Origin of the sequence: Altericroceibacterium spongiae, assembly GCF_003610805.1 — a bacterium.
Lineage (GTDB): Bacteria > Pseudomonadota > Alphaproteobacteria > Sphingomonadales > Sphingomonadaceae > Altericroceibacterium > Altericroceibacterium spongiae.
Genome location: NZ_RAPF01000004.1, coordinates 230867 through 255465 on the forward strand (window position 1 = coordinate 230867; position 24599 = coordinate 255465).

Here is a 24599-nt window from a genome sequence, read left to right on the forward strand (position 1 = left end):
GTGTATCTCAGGCTCTGTTCGGGGTGTTTATGGCCCTGTTATGTGCTTGTCTGGCCCCCGTCACCCGGCAGAGTGCCGGGCAGGGGCTTCGCAGACCCAGTTTTGCGGATCGTTCGGGTCGCCCGACTGGAAATGCGGCACTTGCGGAAAGGCGCAGAGCGGGCGGATCATCGATTTGTCCGCCTTTGTCGCCACCAGCCTTTCGGGTGCCCGGTCGCTTGAGGCCCAGCGGTCCATAGCCATCAGGCTGTCAAGCATGTCCGCACCCGGTCCGCCCTGGCAATGTTCGACTCCGGGGAGTTCAAAATAGCGCATATTTTCAGTGGCTTGTGCCGGGTGAAGCGCGAAGGCTGCACGATAGTAATCGGCCGTGCCGACCGGACTGGGGCCGGGATCGTTCTCCCCATGCCAGAGCAGCAATTTCCCGCCTTTGCTGAAAAAGGCGGAGAGGTCGGGATCATCGGCCTCATACATATCGGCAAAGGCTCCGGACCGTGCTCGCAACACATCGTCTGGCTTCATCTTATTGTAATCAAAGGACGATGTTCCGAAAAGCAAAGGCGTAAGACCTGTTATCCCGCCGCCGCCGGTGGCATCCATACCCGATCCGTCGGTTGCGTTGAATGTGCTCCAGCCCGCTTCACCCCCTTTGCTGAGCGGAAACATGGCCCAGCTTCCATCGCTGGTTCTAATACCGCGATAGGCGATCTCCAGCGCTTCGGCCTGAGGCTTTGCAAGGCATTGTTCGGTCTGCCCTTTTTTGCAAATCAGCGAAGAGGGTTTCCATTGGCAGCTTTGCGGATCGGCGATCACGCCATCGGCCACCCCGTCCTTCTTGTCACAGGCAGCCAGAGCCGCATTCTGCGCCAGTTGCAGATCTGCCTGTGAGAAAGCTGCGCCGGGCCGGGCAAATAAATTGTTCCGCAAAACCGCACTGGTCTGCACTTGCAGACTGTAGACGGGGGCGCCCGCAATAATGCCGTCATAATCATCCGGGAAACGCTGCGCTTCCATCAGCGCCATACGTCCGCCGGTCGAACAGCCTTGAAAATAGGCACTTTTATGCGGATTGCCGTAATAGGTTGCGACAAGCTTTTTGCCTGCCACCGTCATGTCATGAACTGCGCGCCAGGCGAAGTCGGTGACCGATGGCGCGCTGCTTGTCCAGCTCGTATCCCACGGATTTGTGCCGGGATGGCCGCCATCGGTCTGGGCCGTGGCATAATGGCGCATCAGCCCCTGCGATGCGCTTTCGAGCGTGACATTCCCCGCCCATCCACCGCCGCCAAGGCCGAGCATTTTGCCGTTCCAGTTTTCGGGCAGGCGATAGACGACGCCAATGGACGAACCTTCGGCAGGCGCCAGTGTAGCTGTTACTTCACAATAGGCGGGAAGGTTCGCAGAAGGGGTCGCTGCGACCCAGCTTGTGCTGAGCGTTTTGGCGCCGAAATCATTTGCTTTGATCGAAGAGCAGGCCGAGGCGGTTCGGGTGCCGCTGAAATCCGGGCTTTCGCGCAGGGGTGCCGATATTTCAGTCTGTGGCGCAGAGCAGGCCGCCAGTGCCAGAAGACCGGTCCATGCTACCCCTGTTCGTAAAAGCATATCACTCTCCCAAAATGTGTTCGGGAGAGTGATAACATTTAACTCTGTGGAGCAAAAAGGCCTTGTTCAGGCCGCATCGTTTCGGGGTTGGGCCAGAGGAATGGCTTCCTTGAACGTATGGGTGACATAGGGGAACGGGATCTCGATATCCGCATCGTCCAGCGCCTGTTTTATAGCGAAAACCACTTCGCTCTTTACGCCGAGAAAGTCCTGCTGGGTGATGTCGATCCACCAGCGTACGAGGAAGTCCACAGAGCTTGAATTGAATTCCTGCGCATAGACGTCCACCCCTTTACCGGGGGCGAGCTTGTCGATCCTTTCCACCGCCTGGCGAATGACTTTTTCAGCCTTTTCCAGATCGGTATCATAGGACACCCCGACCACGATATCGTTCCGGCGCTGGGTCGCATCGGTATAGATTTTAACTGCATTCTTGAAAACCATCGAGTTGGGCAGAATTGTCAGTTCACCCGAATAATGGCGGATATGGGTTTCGCGCAGGGTGATTTTTTCGACCTTGCCGAGAATACCGTTAGCCTCGACCATATCGCCGATCTGCATTTTTTCGCGCAGCATGATGAGCACGCCGGCGAGGAAATTCTCGAAAATATCCTGAAAAGCAAAACCGATGGCGACGGCACCGACACCCAGACCGGCGATCAATCCTCCGGCTGTCATACCCGGCAGGATGATGGTGGCGGCGATCATCAGACCGGTGAGCCATACACCGAGTTTGACGAGCGTCTGCACCAGTTGCTTGAGATCTTCGCGGACACGGGCACGTCCGACCATCCGGCTTATCATGCTGACGGCAATCCGGGCGACGACCCATGTTACGACCAGAACGATGATCGCAATGGCAATACTCGGCAAAGCGGCGATAAAGCTGCGCGCCATACCTTCTAACTGCGCTTCGAGTGTCTCGATATAATTCACTTGCATTATTCCCCCAACGGCTTGGGCGTCATCAATCGCCGAACAGTGGCGTTTGTTCCATGAAAGGGCGCTTATCACAGTTTAGCGAATGGTTGGTACTTGCGAAAAAGCGGCGCTTGGGCGAAAGGCTGCCGCCATGTTTGACGAAGAAATCATCACCGCCGCCCGCGTGTCTAAAGCCTGGCCTTTTCAGGAGGCACAGAAACTCGTCAAACGGTATCCGGACGGGAAACGCGATGCCGATGGTAATCTCGTGCCGGTCCTGTTCGAAACGGGCTATGGCCCTTCGGGGTTGCCGCATATCGGAACCTTTCAGGAAGTGCTGCGCACCACGCTGGTGAGGCGAGCCTATGAAGTGCTGACGGACGGTGCGCCGACACGTCTGGTCGCATTCAGTGACGATATGGACGGTTTGCGCAAGGTGCCCGACAATATTCCGAACCGCGCAGTACTGGATGACAATCTCGGCAAGCCACTCAGCCGAATTCCCGATCCTTTTGAAACGCATGAGAGTTTTGCTCATCACAATAACGCCCAATTGCGCGCTTTTCTTGATCGCTTCGGGTTCGATTATGAATTTGTCTCTGCGTCCGACCGCTACAATTCCGGTGCATTCGACGATGCGCTGAAAAATGTTCTGCGGCATTACGATGCGATTATGGGCGTGATGTTGCCCACTTTGCGCGAAGAGCGTCGCCAGACCTACTCGCCGGTTCTGCCGATCAGCCCGAAAAGTGGTATCGTGTTGCAGGTTCCGGTCGAGGTTGTGGACGCCGAAGCCGGGCTTATTCGCTTTGAAGATGAGGGCGAAGTAATCGAACATTGCATTTTTGGCGGACAGGCCAAGCTGCAATGGAAAGTGGACTGGGCGATGCGCTGGGTTGCGCTGGGCGTCGATTATGAAATGTATGGCAAGGATCTGACCGATTCCGGTACGCAATCGGGCAAAATTGCGAAGATTCTTGGCGGACGCCGGCCTGAAGGTCTCATCTATGAACTTTTCCTCGATGAAAAGGGAGAGAAGATATCCAAGTCCAAGGGCAACGGCCTGACCATTGAGGAATGGCTGCGTTACGGTACGGAAGAAAGTCTCAGTTTCTATCTTTTTCGCGAACCCAAAAGTGCCAAGCAGCTTCATGTCGGGATTATTCCCAAGGCCGTCGATGAATATTGGCAGTTCCGCGAGAGGATTCCCGAACAGAAGGCAGATAAACAGCTAGGTAATCCGGTGTGGCATTTGCTGCGGGCCAATGGCTATCAGGGCGGAGATGGCGATACGCTGCCGGTGACGTTCGGCCTGCTGCTTAATCTGGTGGGTGTGCTGGGGGCGGAGGCCGATCACGATCAGGTCTGGTCTTATCTCGGCAATTATATCGATAATCCGTCTCCCGAGGCGCATCCTGAACTCGATGTTCTGGTGACGAGTGCGCTGGCTTATAATCGGGATTTCGTAGCGCCGACGCTGCAAAAACGTGCGCCGCAAGCCCATGAAGCCGAAGCCTTGAAAGCGCTCGATGCTGCACTGGCCGGGTTCGATGAAACAACGTCAGCACAAGATCTTCAAACGGCTGTTTACGAAATCGGCAAGAAAGAAGAATTCGGTTTCGAAAATCTGCGCGACTGGTTCAAAGCATTATACGAAACACTGCTGGGTTCTTCGCAAGGGCCGCGTATGGGCAGTTTTATAGCGCTTTACGGTGTAGAGAATACGCGCAAGCTGATTGCCCAAGCGCTCAATCGCTGAACGACAGACGGCGCCCTTCCACCGATTTAAACGGAAGGGCGCTGGCTGGCTGCCGGCTGGTTTATCCCCAGCGCCGGGTGCGATACCATTTCGTGATGATATATTTAACGCCCTTGACCACGGGCGTTCCGGCATGGGCTGTCCAGGTGCTGGGTTTGCCTTCGCGATCGGCATTGTTCCAGATCAGCAAGGCTCCGCGCTGCGGTGCAATCGAAATACCGAGATGCGGAAAGTCGGTGGTGCCGCCTTCCTCGACATCGTTGAGAAACACCATGGCTGTGATGCTGCGCTGCCCGCCGCGTTTTTGCTCGGCTGGCCAGTAGTTGCCTTCCGGATAAAACCAGTCACAATGCGTGCGGAATTCCTGCCCCGGTTCGTAGCGCTGCCCCTGCATGGTCTCACCGAAAGTCGGATCGATACCGAGCAGATCGTCAAACCTCCGTTGAACTTTCTTAATGAAGGGATCGTGCGGATTCACATTGCCCGAATAGGATGTACGATGGCTCGATTTGCCATCCTCGAATGTCGCCGAAGGCTGGGCAACCTGATCGATCATGGCGATCAGGCGATCGCATTCCCTGGCATCCAGAAAATCACCTACCGCATAAAGTTCGATATGATCGTTAGGGACGCGATAGGCCTGTGGATTGGCGTCCAGCCTCTGGCGGACCTGCGCGCCGATTGCGGCCAGCCCGGCCTGATCGGGAATCGTGTCAGGAGATGTGGTCGTCTGCTTAAACATGACCCGCTATTATCCGCCGTGATAGACTCATCGCAAGCGAAGCTTGCCGTTCCGCGACAGTGCGTTACGCTGGCGCTGTCAATGGCGGCTGGCAAGGGAGTGTGCCGTGCAACAAATGCGTTATTCGACCGGAGCGATCATTCTTCACTGGGCGATTGCTATAGCAGTAATTACCAATTGGCGGTTGGCGGAAGCGACAGAGGGGGCGTCCAGAGAAGTGGCGATGTCTCTAATGGGGACGCATAAAGCTTTGGGTATCACCATTCTGTTTCTCACCATATTGCGCATTGCGTGGAGGTTGACACACACGCATCCTCCGATGTCGGCATCGGTGAAGGGCTGGGAAGTGGTTGTGGCGAAAGCGGTCCATGCGCTGTTCTATATTCTTCTGATCGCTTTGCCGTTGATCGGCTGGGTGGCCAATTCGGCATTTGGGCGGGATATTGATATGTTCGGGCTCTTCACCATTCCGGCACTGCCTGTGGCGGGTGATCCGGATATGGGCGGATCCCTTTACGATCTCCATAAATTGCTGGGAACCACAATGCTGGTACTGATCGCACTGCATATTCTGGGCGCGCTCAAGCACCATATTCTGGATCGTAATGGTGAACTGTATCGCATGTTACCTTTCGGCACACCACGCGGCTGAGCTGAGCAAAAGCCCCCGCCTCACATGAGACGGGGGCTTTTGATCTTACCAGAAGAAGTCGTAGATCACGTCTTCCACCCGGCCGGTATAGGTGTTCACCAGAAGAACGTCGTCATAATAGCGGACCCAGCGATAGGGGCCATAGACATCCGGCAGGCGATAGCGCCAGGGATCGTCGATCCAGTAGCGGTTCGAATAGAACAGCGATCCCAGATTGATCCCGATACTCAGCCGCCGATACCGGTAATCGCGATAAGGCGCATAATAACGGTCGCGATGATAGATCCCCCGATTGGAGGAGCGATAGCGATACCAGTTATAGCGGTTGTTGGAACGCCAGCGGCGATTCCATTGCCGGTAATCGCGGCGCGCCTCCCGATAGTGCTTTTCCCGCTCCCACTGGCGCTTGCGATAGCTCCTTTCGCGTTCGCGTCGGTTTTCCTTTTGCCATTTGCGATGTTCGCGACGGATGTCCCTGGCGCGTCTCTCTTCGGCCCGGCGCTTGTCTCTTTCGTAATGTCTGGCGCGTTCGGCTCTGTTTCGATCGACCTGATTGCGTTCGGCAGAGCGTCTGCGATCATTCCAGTTCGAACTCGTTCGCCGGTCATCATGGCGGGCCGACTCGGTGTTTCGCTGACTGTGTGCTTTGACCCGCGCAACACGTTCGCGTTGTTCTTCGCGCCGTTTACTGCGTTTTTGCGCTCTTTCGACGGAGCGACGCTGGGCGCGTCGCTCTGCTCTGGCTGCAGGGCCCTGTCGCCGTTCCGCCCGATGATTGTCGCGCTGGCTGTATCCCGACGCACTGGCTGCCTGCGCCGGAAGCGCCGGGACGGCAAGCGAAAGAACAAGCGTCGCTGAGGCCGTTGTTCTGAAGAGTTTTCCGAGCTGCATTTGCGGCATCTCCTTGATTCAGGCCATGAATCCATGGCCGGCTACAGGGATTACCTATCGCGCGGCACCTGTCCGTTCACTGAACCTCTCATTTATCTTAATGTTAATATTAGCGGTAGTTTTTATGAACAATGGGGCTGCGAGTTATCGCGTAGCAGCACGCTGAAATATTTCATGCTCCGGCTACCGGCAGTTGGTGGACCTTTGCCGATTCGCCCGGTAGAGGCCTGTTATGAGATTTCTCTCTGGCAGGCTTGAAAAAATCGCCGATTCCATCCCGACCGATTTGCAAAAATTGCAGGAATGGAGAAGGCGGCTGGCGACACTGGCAGGCGCATTGCTTGTCGGGCTTATTGCCATAGCTTTTGCCTGGGCCGGGGATTTTGCGCAGACTCAGTTCAGCCGCATTCAGAAGGCCGAGCCTTACAGCCCGTTGATTCTCACGCCTGCTTTGTTCGTCATCATAGCGGCTGTCACGCGCTCTGTGGCTCCTGAGGCGCGCGGATCGGGTATTCCTCAGGCTATTGCCGCCAGTCGCGATCCTGAAGGGCTGACGGCTCGCGGATTGCTTTCCCTGCGAGCCGGACTTGCTAAACTGACGCTAACCGTGGGCGCGATGTTCGGCGGGGCGTCGGTCGGTCGCGAAGGGCCGACAGTGCAGGTCGGTGCCGCTGTAATGGTGCAAATCCATCGCCTGTTCGGAGTCCGGGTCACGCCCGGGGTGGTGATCGCCGGCGGTGCAGCCGGTGTGGCTGCGGCTTTCAATACGCCGCTGGCCGGGATCGCTTTTGCGATTGAGGAACTGGCCGTCGCCTATGAACAGCGGGTCGCCATTATCGTGATGGGGGCGGTGATGATTGCCGGTCTCACCAGTCAGGGCATTGCGGGCGATTATGTCTATTTCGGACAATTAACGACATCGGGTCTGCCGCTGACCGTTCTGATCGTTGTCGCACCGCTGACAGGGTTGCTCGGCGGTCTGGCCGGCGGGTTTTTCTCACGTCTGTTTCTTGCCTGTAATGGTGGGAAAGGCGCCTGGCGGCCGATTCTCAAGAAGAATCCGCTCCTGACTGCACTGGTTTGCGGGTTGATCGTGGCCGCTATCGGCATTGCTACCAATGGTGCGACATGGGGCACCGGTTACGAACCCACCCGCGCTCTGCTGGAGGGCGATGACGGCGATCTGTGGTTCGGCCCTGCCAAATTCATCGCCACTATTGCCACCAGTGCGAGCGGCGTGCCGGGAGGAATCTTCGCACCGGCTCTTGCGGTGGGGGCCGGGCTGGGCAATCTGCTGACTCCCTTCTTCCCGGCAGAACATGCTGGTACCGTTATCATTCTGGGCATGGCAGCCTATTTCGTAGGGGTTGTGAGGGCGCCTTTGACAGCGGTTATCATCCTGTCCGAAACGACCGGAACCACCGATGTCATTCTGCCGCTTTTCGTCACTTGCCTGATCGGCGACTGGGCCGGAGGGCTGGTGTGCAAGCACCGGCTCTATCATGCACTGGCGGCGGATTTCATGCCGGGCGGCGACAAGTCTTTGCGACCTGGAAAACGGCTGGAAGAGACCACCGAAATCGACAAAGAAGAGGATTGAGCGGGCGCTGACAGGCTCCGAACAGGGCCATTAACGCTTCTAACAGGGCCAGAACGGCCTGTAAGAGAAGCCTGCCGCTTTTCGTTCGGGCAAAACCAGTTCCTTCACTTCGCTCCGTGCTGTTTTCAGCAAAGCAAAACCCCGCCGGTCAGCTTTTTGAAAACTGACCGGCGGGGTTCGAAAGAACCGACTTCTTCGCGCGATCGATCAGTCGCGCGTCAGCTTCTTATAAGCGAGCCGTGTCGGACGATCGGCGGCATCACCGAGGCGACGGCGCTTGTCTTCTTCATAGGCTTCGAAATTACCTTCGAACCATTCGACATGGCTGTCCCCTTCGAAAGCGAGAATATGTGTCGCCAGACGGTCGAGGAAGAAGCGGTCATGCGAAATGACCACGGCGCAGCCGGCGAAGTTTTCGATGGCGTCTTCCAGCGCGGAGAGCGTTTCGACATCGAGATCGTTGGTCGGTTCGTCGAGCAGCAGAACATTGCCGCCCTGCTTGAGCATCTTGGCCATGTGAACCCGGTTGCGTTCACCGCCCGACAGCTTGCCGACATTCTTCTGCTGATCCTGCCCCTTGAAGTTGAAGGCACCGACATAAGCGCGCGTGCTCATATCGTGGCCATTGACCTTCATATAATCGAGCCCGTCGGAAATTTCTTCCCAGACATTGTGCTTGTCGTCGAGATGATCGCGGCTCTGATCGACATAACCCAGATGGACGGTTTCGCCGATTTCGATCGTGCCGTTATCGGGCTGTTCCTTGCCGGTGATGATCTTGAACAGGGTCGATTTACCCGCCCCGTTCGGGCCGATCACGCCGACAATGCCGCCAGGAGGGAGCATGAAGGAGAGGTCTTCGAACAATACCTTGTCGCCGAAGCTCTTGGAGATATTCTTGGCTTCGATCACTTTACCGCCGAGCCGTTCGGGCACCTGAATGACGATCTGCGCCTTGCCGGGTTTGCGATCGCTCTGCGAATCCTGAAGCTGTTCGAATTTGCGGATACGCGCCTTGCTCTTGGTCTGGCGGGCAGAGGGCGTCTGCCGGATCCATTCCAGTTCGCGACTGAGCGATTTCTGGCGGCCCGATTCCTCGCGCTCTTCCTGTTCGAGGCGCTTGGCCTTCTTTTCCAGATAGGTCGAATAATTGCCTTCGTAAGGGAAATATTTCCCGCGATCGAGTTCGAGAATCCAGCCCACCACATTATCGAGGAAATAGCGGTCATGGGTAATCATCAGAACCGCACCGGCATATTCGGCGAGGTGATTTTCCAGCCAGTTGACGCTTTCCGCATCGAGATGGTTGGTCGGTTCGTCGAGCAGCAGGATGGAAGGCTTCTGGATCAGCAGGCGAGTGAGGGCGACCCGGCGCTTTTCACCGCCCGAAAGCTTGTCCACCGACCAGTCCGATGGCGGGCAGCGCAGTGCTTCCATCGCGATTTCGAGCTGGTTGTCGAGCGTCCAGCCATCGACAGCATCGATCTTGCCCTGAAGTTCGCCCATTTCTTCCATCAGCGCATCGAAATCGGTATCGTCCTGGGGGTCGCCCATTTCGGCCGAGATCGCATTGAAGCGGTCAACCATATCGGCAATATCGCGTGCCCCGTCCTTGACGTTTTCGAGGACGGTCTTGCTTTCGTCCAGCTCGGGTTCCTGCGGCAGATAACCGACCGTGATATTCTCTCCCGGCCAGGCTTCGCCGGCGAAATCGGTATCGATTCCGGCCATGATCTTCATGAGGGTGGATTTACCGGCACCGTTCGGGCCGACGATGCCGATTTTGGCCCCCTGATAGAATTGCAGATTAATATCGGAAAGAACCGGCTTCTGTGCGCCGGGGAAAGTCTTCGTCATGTTCTTCATGACATATGCGTATTGGGCGGCCATGCGGGGTCCTTCGGATCGATCTGTGTATCTGTTTGAGAGTTGCGCCCGCAAATAGGATGTGTCGCCGCCGGGGGCAAGCAGAAGCTCGGGGATGTCTGAGCCATTCATAGTCCGTCATTCCCGCGAGGGCGGGAGTCCAATTAGGATAGCGGATCGAAACTGAAATCAGCAGGCAGGAGAGCGCCACTCGGGATTGCTCGGTTCGATAAGCTATAAGCCTCTTGGCAGCAGCCTCGCAGCTGCTAGCTTTGGCGGCCATGACAAAACTCTCTTTGCTTCTCGCTTCGGCAGCCGCCTTGCTGGCCGCGCCGCTTTCCGCTCAGACATCCTCGCTTAACGCCGCTGACGGCGACAGGCTCGCTTCAATGGCCGATAAAGCGCTGGAGAGCGATTCCATCGCCTGGGATTTCGTCGAGGGTCTCACCACCGAAGTCGGGCCGCGCCAGTCGGGCACCGAAGCGGAACAGCGGGCGCGCGACTGGGCGAAAAAATGGCTCACCGCGCAAGGCTTCGCTCATGTCACCGAAGAACCCTTCATGATGGACACATGGGTGCGCGGAGAGGAAAAGGCGCAGGTCCTCTCGCCTTTCCCCCAGCCGCTCACGCTGGTGGCACTGGGCAATTCGGCCGCCACGCCGGCTGAGGGCATAAAGGCGCAGGTTGTCGGTTTCGACAGCTATGCCGCTCTCGCCGATGCGCCCGAGGGGAGCCTCAAAGGCAAGATCGCCTTTATCAATCATCATATGAAGCGCACGCAGGACGGTTCGGGCTATGGCTTTGCCGGGCCGGTGCGCTGGACCGGGCCGTCTCTCGCTGCGAGCAAGGGGGCGATAGCTGTGGTGATCCGTTCGGTCGGGACCGACAGCCATCGCACGCCGCATACGGGCGGCACGACATTCGCCGAGGGAGTGAAGCCGATTCCGGCGGCGGCTCTGTCCAATCCCGATGCGGATAATCTGGTGCGGATGCTGGAGCGTTCGGACGATGTGAAACTCCATTTGCTGCTCACCCCGCGCAATCTGGGTCAGACCCGGTCGGGCAATGTGACCGGTGAGATCGTCGGGCGCGATCCTTCGCTCCCGCCGGTGCTGCTCGCCTGCCATCTCGATAGCTGGGATCTGGGCACGGGCGCGATCGACGATGGCGCGGGCTGTGCGATTGCGGCCGCCGCGGCCAGTCATGTGGCCGAAGCGGGCCAGCCATTGCGGACCATCCGCGTGCTGTTCGCCGGCGCCGAAGAAACCGGCGTGTGGGGCGGCAAAGCCTATGCGAAAGCCCATGCGGACGAACCTTTTGCGGTCGGTCTTGAAAGCGATTTCGGCGCTGACCGTATCTGGCAGTTGCGGACCAATTTTTCGGACAGCAATGCCGAATTGCATAAAAAGCTGGTGCGCGCGGTCGAGCGGTTCAGCGTCGAAGGATCGAACCGCGAAGCCGGTAGTGGCGAGGATCTGACGGTTATCAACCAGCAGAAGACCGGCCATGTCGATCTGGCGCAGGACGGCACGCATTATTTCGATTTGCACCACACGCCCGACGATACGCTGGACAAGATCGATCCGGCGCAATTGCGACAGAATGTCGCCGTCTGGACGCAGGTGGTCGGCATTTTGTCGAATGAAGCCGGACCGATCAAAACGCAGTGATAAAAGAAAGGATAAGCGCTGTGTGGGCAGGGAGCTGGCGCGGCGCTTATTCTCTCAAAGGGGGTGCCGATGGACGATATGCAGGGTGAAACGCTGAGCAGGGTTCACCCGGATCATGTGAAAGTTCTGCGTATCCAGTCTTTCGGCCTGGCGGCAGCGGCCGTTCTGGCGGCTCTTGCTATAGGGGAGGGGCTTCCCGTGCTGCGCTGGTATGCGCTGGCGCTTGCCGTGCTCTTCGCGCTGTTCTGGATTATCCGGCTCCCGGCGCGGCGCTATGCCCATAAGGGTTATGACATGGCGCCCGATCGCCTGCGTATCGCCAGGGGGCTGCTTTTCCGTTCCGATACAGTGGTGCCTTTCGGTCGTATTCAGCATATCGATGTCATGCAGGGGCCGCTGGAACGGTTTTTCGGCCTTGCCACTTTGGTGGTGCATACGGCGGGGACGCATAATGCTTCGGTTTCGCTTGCCGGGCTGAAACGCGAAACCGCCGATGCGATGCGCGAAGAAATCCGCAGCCATATCAAACGCCAGACGCTGTGACGCAGGTGGAGCGGGACGTGCAAAGCATCCCGGCCGGGGAAGGGCAGCGCACCAGCCCGCTCGGCTTTGTGGTGCAGGCACTGGAAAGCGTGCGCAAAGCTATTCTGCCGGTGATTGCGGTGTTGTTCGGTACACGGCAGATCGGCGACTGGGGGCTGGAACTGGGCATTGCGATCGGGCTGATCATCATCACCCTCAATGCCGGTGTGGCATGGCTGGGCTGGACGCGGCGGCGCTATTTCGTCGGGCCGGAGGATATCCGGGTCGAAAGCGGCATTATCAGCCGCGAAGCACGCTCCATTCCCTATGAGCGTATTCAGGATGTCAGCCTGGAACAGAAATTGCTGCCGCGCCTGTTCGGCCTCACCACGATCCGTTTCGAAACCGGAGCCGGGGGCAAGGATGAGCTGGAGCTTTCCTACGTCACGTATGAGGAAGGCGAAAGTCTGCGCGAACTGGTGCGCGAGCGGCGAGAGGCCGGACCCGGCCAGCCATTCGCATACGATTCCAAATCCGAAGCCGCGTCCGGGCCGGGGCCTGAAGAGGCGGACGATCCGGTTTTGCCGCAAGAGAGCGGGCGTCTTCTGTTTGCCATGGATCCGAAGCGTTTGCTGCTGTTCGGCCTGTTCGAATTCTCGCTGGTGATCTTCGCGGTGCTGCTCGGCATGATGCAGCAGGTGGAATTTCTCCTGCCTTTCGATCTGTGGGATTCGGAGAACTGGGTGGCGCTCCGGTCTTTGTGGCGGGACAATGAGCAGGTGGCGGCGGATGCGGTGGTCTCGCTGACCGTTACGCTCATCATTATGGCCGGTGTGCTGTCGCTCGGCATTGTGACCGGGCTGGCGCGGACATTTGCGCGCGACTGGGCTTTCCGGCTGGAGCGAACGTCACGCGGTTTTCGCCGGCGCCGTGGATTGTTCACCCGGACCGATGTCGTGATGCCGGTCCATCGCGTGCAGGCGGCAAGCATCGATACGGGTATTTTGCGGCGCCTGTTCGGCTGGCACGGGCTGACCTTTATCAGTCTGGCGCAGGATAGCGGTTCGGCGAGCCATGTGGTCGCGCCTTTCGCGAGGATGGCCGAAATCTGGCCGATTGCGCGCGAAGCCGGGCTGGAGCCGCCGTCGGCCGATCTGGCGTGGCACAGGCCCAAGGCGGATCGCTGGTTCGCGCTGGGTGTGATCGCGGCGATTCCGGTGCTGGCCGGGGCGATCTTTCTCGCTGTCGAACGCCACTGGGTCTGGGGTGTTCTGCTGGCCTGTCTCGGCCTTCCGCTGATCGCTTTGCGGCAATATTATGCCTGGAAGCGCCATCGCCATGCGCTCGGCCCGCGTCAGCTTTTTGTGCGCGAAGGGTGGATCACGCCCGAACTGGTCATGGTGCAGAGGGTAAAATTGCAGTCGGTGGAAATCGCCTGCGGGCCGCTCGGGCGATGGCTGGGATATGGCACCCTCCATTTCGGGCTGGCCGGGGGTAAATTGTCGATTCCCGGCATACCGCTGGGGGAGGCTTTCGCGATACGGGATTCGATCCTGACCTCCATTGCGGGGGTCGATTTTTCGGACCTTCCACGCTGAGAAAATATCCTCCCGGCGCATTTTCTGCAAAGCTTGCGACAGGATGAATGTCCGCTGCGACCGATGCCTGTCGGGGGGAGTGTCCAATCCAATGAGATAATGTATCTCCCTCCCCGGATCGGAAAAGAGGGAGGCTCTCATGCCGTCATTTGGGCAGCTTGCTGTATGCGTAACGAATGTGTTTGGACGTGGCCATTGGTTGGCAGCAGCAGGTCTGGCGATGACGGTGGCGGTGACCACACCGGCCCAGGCCTCGCCCCTCCAGTGCGTGCCCTATGCACGTGAGCTTTCGGGCATTTCCATTCATGGCAATGCCCGGACCTGGTGGGGGCAGGCCAAAGGGCAATATCGCCGCGGTAGTGCACCTGAAATCGGCGCAGTGATCGCTTTCGAACCGACCAGAGCCATGCCGCTCGGTCATGTTGCAGTGGTCAGTCAGATCGTCGATGACCGCCATATCGAAATCAGCCATGCCAACTGGTCGCGCCCCGGCATGATCGAAAAGAATGTCATGGCGGTCGATGTATCGCCCGAAGGCGACTGGAGCGAAGTGCGCGTATGGTATGCCCCTATTCACGCGCTGGGCGGGCGCACCAATCCGGTTTACGGCTTCATCTATAATGAAAAGCCCGGCCCCGCGCCTCTGCTGCCTGAAGGTATGCAGATCGCCGCTACGGATACCGCCGGCGTGGCAGTCGAATAGGGCAGTCGAATAGGGCGGTTGAACAGGACGGTTGAACAGGGCGGCTCTATTCCATCAGCGCATATCGCGGCTGACCGGTGAGGGCTCTTCCGTCGCGGCAACCGACTGGTGGGTGATCGCAACGGCAATCGCCAGATCTCCCACGACATTAACCAGTGTACGGAACATGTCGAGCAGCCGGTCCACCCCGATCACCAGCCCGATTCCTTCGGGCGGCAGGCCGGTCAGCGTCAGTAAAGTGGCGACAATCGGCAGACCGCCCGCCGGCACGCCTATCGTGCCCATGCCCGCCAGAGTCGCCACCACGAAAACCAGCGCCTGCCGGTCGAGCGTGAGATCCATGCCGAAGAACTGCCCGACGAACAGCACTGTCACTGCGACATAGATTGTCGTTCCGCTCTGATTGGCGACCGTTCCCATGCCGAGAACCGGGCGGACTACCTTGTCGGGCAGGTGAAGGTCGGTTTCCGCAACCTTGAGCGCAGTAGGCAGCGTGGCATTGGAAGATGATGTGCTGAAGGCAATCAGCGCGGCCTCGTGGACGCAGCGCAAAAAGGCAAAGGGCGACATTTCTCCGCGCATCCACACGACCGCGAAAAAGCTCAGCACGATCTGGAGCGCCAGCGCCGCAATCACCACGCCGACATAGGCGCTGAGATAAAGCAGCAGGTTCCAGCCGAACATCACGGCCAGATCGAACATAAAGCAGGCTACGGCGAGCGGGGCGAACATCGTGACCAATGCGAGAATGCGCATACCGATAGCGTAAAGCGTTTCGCAGGCCGTCAGCAGTCGCCGCCGGTTATGCCGGCGCACCAGCGGGAGGATACCCCCGATAGTGAAAGACAGGATCACCATTCCGGCGACCACCCCGTTGATCGAGCGGAGCGCCGGAGCGAGGCCGAGCAGGCTTTGCGGAAGCGACTGGGAACGGGCCCCCAGCAATTGCTGCCCGATTTCCAGAGGAATACCGTCACCGGGGCGGAACAGATTGGCCATGGCCAGCCCGATCACCGCTGCCGAAGCCGATACGGCGAGCATATAAGCGAGTGTCGTGAACACCAGCCCCGGCATGCCGACATTGCCATATGCCCGGGCGACTCCGCTGACGATGGCGGAAAACAGCAGCGGCACGATAAGCAGGAACAAAGTGCCGAGAAAAATCTGTTCGATCGGGCGGACGAACCAGATGAGGAGCTGGCTCGTAAGGGGATGGTCCGGATAGAATACTTCCACCAGCGTGCCGGCGCCTGTACCGATCACGAAACCGGCCAGCAGAAGCATATGCGAGCGTAATCGTGGCCAGCGGCTGCCGGAAGAGGGAGGCAACTGCTCCTGTCCTTTGTACCCCCGATTACCGAAAGAACTGTCGGCTGATGTCATACGGTTATCGTCATTATGCGGTCTGATTGCCCCGTTGATAGAAAGCGGAAAGATGCATTCTGAAACTGCTTCAAAAAGTCTGTCAGAAAGCTGTCATGGCGGCGGTTAAACCGCAGGAATTTCTCCTCCGGAGCTGTTTTCTGCCGGAGCCGGACGAAAGGTGATGACGGCTTTAAGGCCCCGGCCTCTTTCTCCTTCGGTCAGAAAGGTTTCGGCCCCCATCTTTGCACCAAGCGCGCGCACGATCGGCAGGCCCAGCCCGTGCCCCGGTGGTGTATCGGCACGGGGAACGCGATAGAAACGCTCCCACACCTTTTCGCGCTCCTCAGGGGGCAGACCGGGGCCGTCATCCTCGATTTCGACGACGGGCCCGCTTTTCTGCGGGAGGACGCGAAGCGTGACCATGCCATCGGCCCGATTATAGCGAATCGCATTATCGAGCAGATTGGCCATCATTTCACGCGCCAGCGATTCCTCTCCCAATGCCATCACCGGCCCTTCGGGTGTTTCCAGCCCGATATCCATCGTGCTGGCGTCGGGTTGTGCCACCCGGTTCGCAACGATCTCGGCCGCCAGCGGTACCAGATCGAAAGATCCGGGCTGGCCGCTGCCTTCCTGCTGTTCGTCGAGCCGGGCAAGGGCGATAAGCTGGGCAAGCAGCCGTTCGAGCGAATCGACCGCTGCGCCGATATCGGCCAGTGCCATCGTGCCTTCGCGCGAGGCGGCGCCGTAACCTCTGAGCACATCCATATGTACACGCATAATGGCCAGCGGTGTGCGCAATTGGTGCGAGGCATTGGCGGTGAACTGGCGCAGGCTTTCGGTGGCCCTTTCTGTCCGCACCATCAGATCGTTGAAGGCATTGGCCAGCAATTGCGCTTCGCGCGGGGCCTTGTGGTCAAGCGCCACGCGGATATTGGCGATCGGATGGCGTCGGGCATCGTCGATCTGGCGGGTTAGCGATGCAAAGGGCTGCAACCCCCAGGTGATCGCTCCGTAAAACAGAAGGAGCGCAATCATCGCGACCAGCACGCCGGCGCTCAGAACGCGCAGGAAATAGCTCTGCTCATAGGCGCGCCGGTCATCAAGAAAATCCGCCACCTGGATCACGGCGGGCACATCGCTGTTCGACAGCAGGCGGATTTCGGTCGCCACGCGGACCGGGCGGCCTTCCAGTGTCGTATAGCGAAGATAGGCCGGCTGAAGCACGCCTCTGGCATCATGGGCATCGACATAACCGCGGGTCAGACGGGGGTAGCGGAAACTGTTGGGGAAATGGGCCGGCGGATGGAGCGGTTGCCTTGTTCCGGCCTGCGGATCGTAATCGCCGGGCGGATGCAGCCCGGCTGTGCCGGAGACGAGCCTGTCACCGATAAAAACGCTGTAATGCGAAACCGGGGTGGTCGGATTGTCGAGCAGGTGAACCGCAAAAGGCAGAAGCTCCACCCCCGCCGATTCGCGGGCCAGCACTGCCCGGCTGATCGTGGTGACCGAACCGACCAGTATCCGGTCCGATGTCATGGAAAAGGTCCGGTGGATCATCCAGCAGGTGATTCCGCCAAAGGTGATCGCCAGCGCGAGAAGAGGCATCATCACCGCACTTGTCAGACGGGCCCGCAGGGATGTCATGGGCGGGGCTTACTCCCCTTCGAGCATATAGCCCAGACCTCTGATGGTGCGGATGGCCGGCCCGTCCGGCATCAGTTTTCGGCGCAGGCGGCTGACATAGACATCGAGTGCATTGGGCGCGACGGCATCGGCGAAATTAAACACTTCGGCAATCAGGCATTCGCGTGTGACTACCTTGCCGGGGCGGCCCATCAGCGTTTCGAGCACAGCCAGCTCGCGCCGCCGTAAATCGATAGTGGTGCCGTTCAGTTCGACAGTCCGGGTAGAGCGGTCGAGCGTGAGCGCACCGATGCGCAGCACCGGATCGGCGGTCCCCTGACTGCGTCGGATCAGCGCGCGAACGCGGGACGCCAGCTCGCGCGGATGGAAGGGTTTGGTCAGATAATCATCCGCCCCGCAATCGAGCCCTGCGATACGATCATTGACGGCATCGCGCGCGGTGAGGATCAGAACGGGGGTTTGCATTTCTCTGCGGCGCAGGCAGCCCAGCACTTCCAGACCGTCCATGCCCGGCAGGCCGAGATCGAGAATAACGAGATTATAAGGTTCGGTAGTCAGTACATCGATGGCCTCTTCCCCCGAGAACACGCAATCGAGCGCGAATCCGGCGGCGGACATCGAGGCTTCCATGCCCCGTGCCAGACTGCGATCATCTTCCACGATCATTACGCGCAACAGCTCACTCCCCTAAAACGAGTTGTCTCGGCTTCCTTGCGTCCGCCGCTGGCCGTCTCTGTCACCCTGCTGAATATTTGTATCCAGTAGTAGATTGGCAGTTTTCAGCAAGAACCTGTCATCAATCTGTCGCGCAGGCGCATTTTCTTTTGTTCTTCGGCGCTATTGACAGATTGATGACAGGTCGCCGGGCTTACGTTTCATCCTGCAAGACGAAAAAATGAATACAGCGACTGCGGCGAGGTTTGCCATCGCATGGCATCTTCGCAGGCCGTTGCAGGGAAGAATAAGGCCAATATTCAATAAATTACAAAAGTAATCACAATTGGCCAGTGCTGTTTTGAGGGTACCTGATTGGGGGTTTCTATTATTGGGGGATAATAAATGAAATTCATCAATACAGCGTCTGCTATTGCGCTTGGTGCATCGTTATTTACATCGGTATCGCCTGCCATTGCCGAGGATGCGGCGGCTCCTCCGCCTCCGGCAGCAGCGGATGAAGTGGTCGGCGAAGCCATCATCGTGACGGGTACACGGACGACGGGTATGACTGCCGCCGACAGCCCGGCGCCGATTCAACTTATGGACAGTGCCGAACTGGAGCGTACCGGGCAGCCCGATCTGATCCAGAGCCTCGCCCAGTCGCTGCCTTCGGTTCAGGCTCAGGCATTCGGCGGCGATATGCAGGCGATGAATCTGCAGATGAAGCTGCGCGGCCTCAGCCCTAATCACACGCTTATTCTTATCAATGGAAAACGCCGGCATGGCACCGCCAATATCTCGATTGCCGGGGGGCCTTACGGTGGCAGCGCCGCGCCCGATATGAGCTTCATTCCGCCCAGCGCGATCGATCATATCGAAGTTTTGCAGGATGGTGCGGCGGCACAATACGGCACCGATGCGATTGCCGGTGTTATCAACATTATTCTGAAGGATCAGGATGCCGGCGGTAGTATCAGCGGCACGGTCGGCCAGTATATGGATGAAGGTGGCGATACTTACAGCCTGTCGGGAAATGTCGGTTTCGCCCCGATTGAAAATTCCTATTTCAACATTTCGGTCCAGAAGAAGAAAAAGGGTTTCAGCTTCCGCGGTGATTTCGATCCGCGTGTCTATGGCGATAACGGAATCGCTCAAACCAATCTCGCGCAATATCCGGATACGGTCAATCAGCCGGGTTACCCTTATGTAAACCGCATTCTGGGCGATCCGTCCGTCAATCAGACGACGGTGATGTATAATGCCGGCTATCAGTTCGGCGATTTCGAACTCTACAGTTTCGGCAGTTACGGCCACAAATATGCGCGGGCCTATGAGAACTATCGCACCGCCGGGATTATCGTGGATGAGAATGGAGAGCCCTTCTACCCCTCGGGCTTTTCTCCGCTCGAAGCCGTCAGGGAAACGGATTATGCGGTAACCGGTGGTTTTCGGGGCCAGATCGGCGGAATGGGTTTCGATCTGGCCTCGACCTATGGGGACGATCTCGTTCACGTTCATGTCGAGAATTCGGGTAACTCCTCGCTTTATCGCGATACCGGTTTCACCCCGACCGAGTTCCACAATGGTGACTTCAAAGCCTCGCAATGGACCAATACGCTCGATCTGAATTATCCGCTCGATATCGGCCTGTCCGAACCGGTCAATCTGGCTGGCGGGCTGGAATGGCGGCGCGATACGTTCGGGATCGTGTCGGGCGATCCGGCATCCTATTATGGCAGCGGGGCGCAGTCCTTCTTCGGTTATGCGCCGGAAAATGCCGGCGATCATCATCGCACGAACTTCGCACAATATCTCGATGCTTCGTTAAAGCCGACGCCTGAATGGCTGATCGACGGGGCGGTGCGCCATGAACATTACAGCGATTTCGGCGATACGACCGTTTTCAAACTGACCAGCCGCTATGATATTTCTTCCGCCTTTGCCGTTCGCGGCACCGTATCGACCGGATTCCGCGCACCGACACTGGGCGAAGGTTTCTATTCGGGCATTTCGGTTGGGCCGAATTCGGTCGGCGGGGTTTTGCCGGCCAATTCCGATGCTGCCGGGGCGCTCGGTTTCGGCGGGCTGCAGCCTGAGAAATCGACCAACTTCAGCGCGGGTTTCGTGTTCACGCCCACGCCGCGCGTCAGCCTGACGGTGGACGGTTACTGGATCGATATTCGCAACCGCATCCTGATTACCGGCTCCTTTTACGGATTTTACGGCCAGTATTGCCCGTCAGGCTATGCTGGCGGCAATGCGTCAAGCTGTGTGCCCTATGTCGAGGACACTTATAACATCTACAACCAGCAGGCGGTTTACGATGCGGTTTCTTCCGCCCTTGGCGGCACGATTCCGGCTTATGTCCTGATGGATGTCAACGGGGACCGGAATATGAGCGGTACCGTCCGGATCCAGACCTTTGCCAATGGCGCGGACATGACCACGCGCGGAGTCGATCTCTCGCTCAAATACGACATGCCGACCGGCTTTGGCGATCTTCACTGGAGCCTGACCGGCAATTATAACGAAAATGAAGTGGATGAAATCGCCGGTCTTCCCTCGGCCCTTTATACCAGTTCGGTCGATCCGGCAGCGACCGAACTGATCGACAAATATACGGTCTGGACGCTCGAAAACAGCACGCCGAAATTCCGTGCTACGCTGGGCATGTTCTGGGAATCGAGCCTGTTCAGTGTCAATCTGCGCGAGAGCTTCTATTCCAAAGTCTCCTCGCTCACCACCGCACCGGGCGGCAGCCCCGTTGCCGGGCAGGACATCACGGAACCCGTCAAGGCCTCTTTCATTACCGATCTCGAAATCGGGGTCAAACCGGTCGAAGGGGTGACGATTTCGGTGGGGGCGAACAATCTGTTCAATAAATATCCTACCAAACGATCCTACGACAATATTCGTGCAGCCTATCTCGCTGCCGGATCCAGTGGTTATGCCACCAGTGTTTATCCCACCAACTCTCCGTACGGCATAAATGGCGGCTATTATTACGGCCGGATCAAACTCGACTTCTGACATCATGAACCCGACACCGCCCGGTGCTGCTCCGGGCGGTGTCTCTGCTTGACGATACGTTTTTCTAACTCACAATAGACAGTGACTGGAGTGACAGTTGTGCACCTAGATTCGATAGATTGGCTGATCCCTGTTCTTGGACTTCTGGCAGCAGGTCTTGCCGCCGGTTTTGCCGGCGGCGTTTTCGGGATTGGCGGCGGCTTTGTGGTTGTGCCCGCCTTGCTGTTGATGATGCCGCTGCTGGGCGGGGATTCGGCGCAATATGCTCATGTCGCCATCGGGACATCCGCCGCTACGATCATCATTACCTCTTTGCGCTCGGTGATGAGCCATCACAAACGCGGCGCAGTGGATTTCGAAATTCTCAAAAGCTGGGCGCCATGGATTATCCTTGGCGATGGCGTGGGTGTGCTGCTCGCCAGCCATGTCGACGGGCGCGTGCTGACCATGATCTTTGCCACCGGCGTTCTGCTTATGTCGCTCAATTTTCTCCTGCCTCAGCTCGGCAATCGTGTGCTGACCGATCAGATGCCCTCAGGCGTTGCGCGTGTGGGCATCGCGGGAGGGCTGGGCACTTTCTCCTCTCTGCTGGGCATTGGCGGCGGTACGATCGCGATTATGGTCATGACCCTGTGCGGCCGTTCGATCCACCGCGCTGTCGGCACTGCTTCGGGAGTGGGGACGCTGATTGCCGTGCCAAGTGCCATCGGCTTTGCCATAATCGGCCTGCATGAAAAGGGTCTGCCCTGGGGATCGCTCGGCTTCGTCAACATACCGGCAACGGCAGCCATTGCGTCCATGTCGATTCTGACAGCGCCGCTCGGGGTGGCCGCTGCCCACGCGCTCGAACCGCGTACCCTCAAACGTATTTTCGGAATTTATCTGATTGTCATCGCTTTCGTGATGTTCCGCAATGCGGCCTGATCCGGGCCGTTTCAGGCGCTCCGTCGCTTCTCCAACCGATCAAGGAGTTTAACCAATGGCAGACTATGAAAACCCGGTCCTCGACCGCCCGGTCAGTGACGATATGCAGCGAGACTTGCTCTCGCGCGGTTATTCGCGGCGTCATTTCGGCCGTATAGCGACATTATTGGGAGGCGGTGTGGCGCTGGCCCAGACGATTACGCCCGCTTTCGCACAGCAATCCGCGAAGGCTGTGGTCGGTGCCGTGCGTATCGGCTCAAATGAGTGCTGGACCGGACCGTTTCCCGCCGGAGCCGAAGCGGCGATGCTGATCGTCCAGCAAGGCAATCGCTACGAACCCGATAATAACCACGCCAAACTGTTCGAAGCGGTAAATCAGGTGGAAGGCGTGCCGATCGACCGGATCACGGCGTGGCCGGGATCGAGCGATCCGCTCAGCCGTACCGCCGTCACTTTCGCTTCACCCGAGCGCGGCATCGTTACCGCCGATCCAACCTATGAAGTGCTCTGGCGAACCGGAGACTGGATCGGTGCCAAAGTAACCAAAGTGCCGCTGACAGCGGACTACCGCCATGATGTGAAAGCCATGCTGGCGGCGGACCCGCAGGCGGGCCTGTATTACATCTGCTCCCCCAACAACCCCACCGGAACGCTGACGCCGATCGAGGATATCATCTGGCTGGCCGAGAATAAGCCCAAAGATGCGATCATCCTGGTCGATGAAGCCTATATTCACTTTGCGGGGGCGCCCAATGCCGCCCGGCTGGCAGTGGAGCGCGACGATGTGATCGTCATGCGGACCTTCTCCAAGCTGTTCGGCATGGCGGGTATGCGTCTGGGACTGACTTTCTGCGCCCCGGAGTTGCTCGAACGCATGATGCGCTATGACGGTATGCAGGTGATCAATATGCTGCCGATGACGGCTGTAGCCGCCGGCACGGCATCACTGACGCTGGCTGCGCAGATCGAGGCGCGCCGCAATGAAATGATCGCTGCACGGACAATGGCGACCGATCATCTGAAGAAACGCGGCCTGTCGGTTCTGCCGGGAAGCAGGGCCAATATGTTCATGGTCGAATGGAAAGACCGGACACCCAAGGAAATGATGGCGGCTTTGCTGGCCGAAGGTGTCCAGATCGGCCGGTCATGGACAGCTTACCCCAAAATGTCGCGCGTATCGGTGGGCTCGGCCGAGGATATGGAAAAATTCTGTCTGGCAGTAGACAAGGTCATGCTGGGCTAAGACGATAAGGGGTGTGTAAAAAGGGGGGACCGGCGTTTCGTTGCCGTCACGCACGAAATCCCGGTTCTTCATCTGAAAGCCGTCGCTTCGGATGAAAGAGCCTGTTTCCGGCGATATAACGGAAAATGGTCGGGGAGACAGGATTCGAACCTGCGACCCTCTGTTCCCAAAACAGATGCGCTACCAGGCTGCGCTACTCCCCGAGCCACGGCTCCCTTAGGGGGGACAGCTTTCTTCCGCAAGCCTGAAAAGCATAGCATAGAGATACAATAAAGATGGCCGGGCGAGACACGGCTTGCAGTTCGTCCCGATCCGTCAGGTGATCCTCTTAAATGGCTTTAATGCAGGACTCTTGCATGGGCCTGTCCCCGCTTTAGGGTCTGCAGTGTCTTCTGTCGTGTGTGTCTGCTGCTCCAGCGGCACGAGGGAAGGACGATTTCGATGTATCTTACCATTTCCATGCGGTCCCTTACCGGCTGGCTCGCAGTAGCACTGGCGCTGGCTTTCAGTTTTGGCGCAAATGCCCGTGCCGCTGTCATTGCCCATGATACGGTTCAGCCTCTTTCTGCCGCAGCGCAGGAATATTTGTTCAAGTTCCAGCCTGAGCTGAAGGTAGAAGACGGGTGCGTTCCATTTCCGGCAGTTGATGCCGATGGCAATAGCAGCGGCGGTCTCAGACCGAGCGGTGCGCGCAATGGCGACTGCGCATCCAGTGTCGGCCAGGTTTATGTGCGGGCCCACCATTATGATAGTCTGTGTGCGGTTATGTATGCCTGGTATTTCCCCAAGGATCAGGTTCGCGACGGGCACAGACATGATTGGGAAAATGTTGTCGTCTGGCTTTCCGCTTGCAGCGAAACCGCCAACATCGTTGCCGTGTCTTATTCGGCTCATGGCGGGTACACCAGCACCACCTCGCCACCCCTCGATGGATTCCACTCCAAGGTAAAATATTACACGAATGGTATCACGCATCATCAGCTCGGTTCGACAGATTCTGAAGGAACCGAACAGCCTTTAATTCACTGGGAAAAACTACCTGACGTAGCGCGTGATGCATTGATTGATACCGATTTCGGTGCAGGTAATGTACCGATGAAAGATAGCAATTTCTTTAAAAACATCGAAAAAGCGTATTTCAAATAATATTTTATATATTTCTAATTTTTATCAAGCAATAATTTAAAAAGAAGTTTTAATAATATTA

19 protein-coding genes and 1 tRNA gene are annotated in these 24599 nt (G+C 58.0%); 11 read left to right on the forward strand and 9 right to left on the reverse strand.

Annotated elements, in window-relative coordinates:
• Positions 1 to 60: 60 nt before the first annotated feature.
• Together D6851_RS09475 and D6851_RS09480 are read right to left on the reverse strand one after the other, a co-directional pair.
• Positions 61 to 1602, reverse strand: coding sequence for a tannase/feruloyl esterase family alpha/beta hydrolase (locus tag D6851_RS09475; RefSeq protein WP_120324646.1), 1542 nt, complete (start codon positions 1600 to 1602; stop codon positions 61 to 63).
• 66 nt (positions 1603 to 1668) lie between these two features.
• The gene (locus D6851_RS09480; protein WP_338014747.1) at positions 1669 to 2544 is read right to left on the reverse strand and encodes a mechanosensitive ion channel family protein; all 876 of its coding nucleotides are present in this window, start codon (positions 2542 to 2544) and stop codon (positions 1669 to 1671) included.
• Positions 2545 to 2674: 130 nt separating this feature from the next.
• Here D6851_RS09480 and D6851_RS09485 point away from each other — a divergent pair, with 130 nt between their 5' ends.
• Positions 2675 to 4282 carry a lysine--tRNA ligase gene (locus tag D6851_RS09485; RefSeq protein ID WP_120324781.1) on the forward strand — a complete coding sequence of 536 codons (1608 nt, stop codon included), beginning with the start codon at positions 2675 to 2677 and terminating at the stop codon, positions 4280 to 4282.
• A gap of 61 nt (positions 4283 to 4343) precedes the next feature.
• Here D6851_RS09485 and D6851_RS09490 read toward each other — a convergent pair whose 3' ends face one another.
• Positions 4344 to 5024: a prolyl hydroxylase family protein gene (locus D6851_RS09490; protein ID WP_120324647.1), complete on the reverse strand. Its 681-nt coding sequence runs from the start codon at positions 5022 to 5024 to the stop codon at positions 4344 to 4346.
• A gap of 115 nt (positions 5025 to 5139) precedes the next feature.
• Between D6851_RS09490 and D6851_RS09495 the strand changes: the two genes are divergently transcribed.
• On the forward strand, positions 5140 to 5676 hold the full coding sequence (locus tag D6851_RS09495; RefSeq protein WP_120324648.1) for a cytochrome b: 537 nt from the start codon (positions 5140 to 5142) through the stop codon (positions 5674 to 5676).
• 45 nt (positions 5677 to 5721) lie between these two features.
• On the opposite strand, the gene D6851_RS09500 is transcribed toward D6851_RS09495, so the two are convergent.
• Positions 5722 to 6567: an RcnB family protein gene (locus tag D6851_RS09500; protein ID WP_120324649.1), complete on the reverse strand. Its 846-nt coding sequence runs from the start codon at positions 6565 to 6567 to the stop codon at positions 5722 to 5724.
• Between the two features lie 232 nt (positions 6568 to 6799).
• On the opposite strand from D6851_RS09500, the gene D6851_RS09505 reads away from it, so the two are divergent.
• The gene (locus D6851_RS09505; RefSeq protein WP_120324650.1) at positions 6800 to 8167 is read left to right on the forward strand and encodes a chloride channel protein; all 1368 of its coding nucleotides are present in this window, start codon (positions 6800 to 6802) and stop codon (positions 8165 to 8167) included.
• Positions 8168 to 8374: 207 nt separating this feature from the next.
• Here the strand turns inward: D6851_RS09505 and ettA are convergent, their stop codons facing one another.
• Positions 8375 to 10057 carry an energy-dependent translational throttle protein EttA gene (gene ettA, locus D6851_RS09510; protein ID WP_120324782.1) on the reverse strand — a complete coding sequence of 561 codons (1683 nt, stop codon included), beginning with the start codon at positions 10055 to 10057 and terminating at the stop codon, positions 8375 to 8377.
• Positions 10058 to 10314: 257 nt separating this feature from the next.
• Here ettA and D6851_RS09515 point away from each other — a divergent pair, with 257 nt between their 5' ends.
• The 4 genes from D6851_RS09515 (at position 10315) to D6851_RS09530 (ending at position 14526) form a co-directional block, all read left to right on the forward strand.
• Positions 10315 to 11703 (forward strand): M20/M25/M40 family metallo-hydrolase, encoded by a 1389-nt coding sequence (locus D6851_RS09515; protein ID WP_120324783.1) that lies wholly within the window; start codon positions 10315 to 10317, stop codon positions 11701 to 11703.
• Between the two features lie 69 nt (positions 11704 to 11772).
• Positions 11773 to 12246: a PH domain-containing protein gene (locus tag D6851_RS09520; protein ID WP_238474018.1), complete on the forward strand. Its 474-nt coding sequence runs from the start codon at positions 11773 to 11775 to the stop codon at positions 12244 to 12246.
• Between the two features lie 17 nt (positions 12247 to 12263).
• Positions 12264 to 13823, forward strand: coding sequence for a PH domain-containing protein (locus tag D6851_RS09525; protein ID WP_238474019.1), 1560 nt, complete (start codon positions 12264 to 12266; stop codon positions 13821 to 13823).
• A 139-nt stretch (positions 13824 to 13962) separates the two neighbouring features.
• On the forward strand, positions 13963 to 14526 hold the full coding sequence (locus D6851_RS09530; protein ID WP_238474020.1) for a CHAP domain-containing protein: 564 nt from the start codon (positions 13963 to 13965) through the stop codon (positions 14524 to 14526).
• A 54-nt stretch (positions 14527 to 14580) separates the two neighbouring features.
• Here the strand turns inward: D6851_RS09530 and D6851_RS09535 are convergent, their stop codons facing one another.
• The 3 genes from D6851_RS09535 to D6851_RS09545 all read right to left on the reverse strand — a co-directional run bounded on the left by D6851_RS09535 (position 14581) and on the right by D6851_RS09545 (position 18213).
• A complete protein-coding gene (locus tag D6851_RS09535) occupies positions 14581 to 15909 on the reverse strand; it encodes a dicarboxylate/amino acid:cation symporter (protein ID WP_120324651.1) in 1329 nt (442 codons plus the stop codon).
• 105 nt (positions 15910 to 16014) lie between these two features.
• Complete coding sequence (locus D6851_RS09540) at positions 16015 to 17538, reverse strand: sensor histidine kinase (protein WP_120324652.1); 1524 nt, start codon at positions 17536 to 17538, stop codon at positions 16015 to 16017.
• Positions 17539 to 17547: 9 nt separating this feature from the next.
• Positions 17548 to 18213: a response regulator gene (locus D6851_RS09545; RefSeq protein ID WP_120324653.1), complete on the reverse strand. Its 666-nt coding sequence runs from the start codon at positions 18211 to 18213 to the stop codon at positions 17548 to 17550.
• Positions 18214 to 18597: 384 nt separating this feature from the next.
• On the opposite strand from D6851_RS09545, the gene D6851_RS09550 reads away from it, so the two are divergent.
• The 3 genes from D6851_RS09550 to D6851_RS09560 all read left to right on the forward strand — a co-directional run bounded on the left by D6851_RS09550 (position 18598) and on the right by D6851_RS09560 (position 23392).
• On the forward strand, positions 18598 to 21225 hold the full coding sequence (locus D6851_RS09550; RefSeq protein WP_120324654.1) for a TonB-dependent receptor plug domain-containing protein: 2628 nt from the start codon (positions 18598 to 18600) through the stop codon (positions 21223 to 21225).
• 99 nt (positions 21226 to 21324) lie between these two features.
• A complete protein-coding gene (locus tag D6851_RS09555) occupies positions 21325 to 22149 on the forward strand; it encodes a sulfite exporter TauE/SafE family protein (RefSeq protein ID WP_120324655.1) in 825 nt (274 codons plus the stop codon).
• A 55-nt stretch (positions 22150 to 22204) separates the two neighbouring features.
• Complete coding sequence (locus D6851_RS09560) at positions 22205 to 23392, forward strand: pyridoxal phosphate-dependent aminotransferase (RefSeq protein ID WP_120324656.1); 1188 nt, start codon at positions 22205 to 22207, stop codon at positions 23390 to 23392.
• A 126-nt stretch (positions 23393 to 23518) separates the two neighbouring features.
• On the opposite strand, the gene D6851_RS09565 is transcribed toward D6851_RS09560, so the two are convergent.
• A tRNA-Pro gene (locus tag D6851_RS09565) sits at positions 23519 to 23595 on the reverse strand.
• Positions 23596 to 23833: 238 nt separating this feature from the next.
• Here D6851_RS09565 and D6851_RS09570 point away from each other — a divergent pair.
• Entirely contained in the window at positions 23834 to 24538 is a 705-nt protein-coding gene (locus D6851_RS09570; protein ID WP_120324657.1) for an NPP1 family protein, read from the forward strand.
• The last annotated feature ends 61 nt before the right edge of the window (positions 24539 to 24599 follow it).

Coding starts and splice junctions, on each gene's coding strand:
- D6851_RS09475 (WP_120324646.1), bottom strand. CDS start 1,602: ATGCTTTTACGAACAGGGGTAGCATGGACCGGTCTTCTGGCACTGGCG.
- D6851_RS09560 (WP_120324656.1), top strand. CDS start 22,205: ATGGCAGACTATGAAAACCCGGTCCTCGACCGCCCGGTCAGTGACGAT.
- D6851_RS09505 (WP_120324650.1), top strand. CDS start 6,800: ATGAGATTTCTCTCTGGCAGGCTTGAAAAAATCGCCGATTCCATCCCG.
- D6851_RS09535 (WP_120324651.1), bottom strand. CDS start 15,909: ATGACATCAGCCGACAGTTCTTTCGGTAATCGGGGGTACAAAGGACAG.
- D6851_RS09500 (WP_120324649.1), bottom strand. CDS start 6,567: ATGCAGCTCGGAAAACTCTTCAGAACAACGGCCTCAGCGACGCTTGTT.
- ettA (WP_120324782.1), bottom strand. CDS start 10,057: ATGGCCGCCCAATACGCATATGTCATGAAGAACATGACGAAGACTTTC.
- D6851_RS09570 (WP_120324657.1), top strand. CDS start 23,834: ATGTATCTTACCATTTCCATGCGGTCCCTTACCGGCTGGCTCGCAGTA.
- D6851_RS09540 (WP_120324652.1), bottom strand. CDS start 17,538: ATGACATCCCTGCGGGCCCGTCTGACAAGTGCGGTGATGATGCCTCTT.
- D6851_RS09480 (WP_338014747.1), bottom strand. CDS start 2,544: ATGCAAGTGAATTATATCGAGACACTCGAAGCGCAGTTAGAAGGTATG.
- D6851_RS09485 (WP_120324781.1), top strand. CDS start 2,675: ATGTTTGACGAAGAAATCATCACCGCCGCCCGCGTGTCTAAAGCCTGG.
- D6851_RS09495 (WP_120324648.1), top strand. CDS start 5,140: ATGCGTTATTCGACCGGAGCGATCATTCTTCACTGGGCGATTGCTATA.
- D6851_RS09550 (WP_120324654.1), top strand. CDS start 18,598: ATGAAATTCATCAATACAGCGTCTGCTATTGCGCTTGGTGCATCGTTA.
- D6851_RS09530 (WP_238474020.1), top strand. CDS start 13,963: ATGCCGTCATTTGGGCAGCTTGCTGTATGCGTAACGAATGTGTTTGGA.
- D6851_RS09490 (WP_120324647.1), bottom strand. CDS start 5,024: ATGTTTAAGCAGACGACCACATCTCCTGACACGATTCCCGATCAGGCC.
- D6851_RS09515 (WP_120324783.1), top strand. CDS start 10,315: ATGACAAAACTCTCTTTGCTTCTCGCTTCGGCAGCCGCCTTGCTGGCC.
- D6851_RS09520 (WP_238474018.1), top strand. CDS start 11,773: ATGGACGATATGCAGGGTGAAACGCTGAGCAGGGTTCACCCGGATCAT.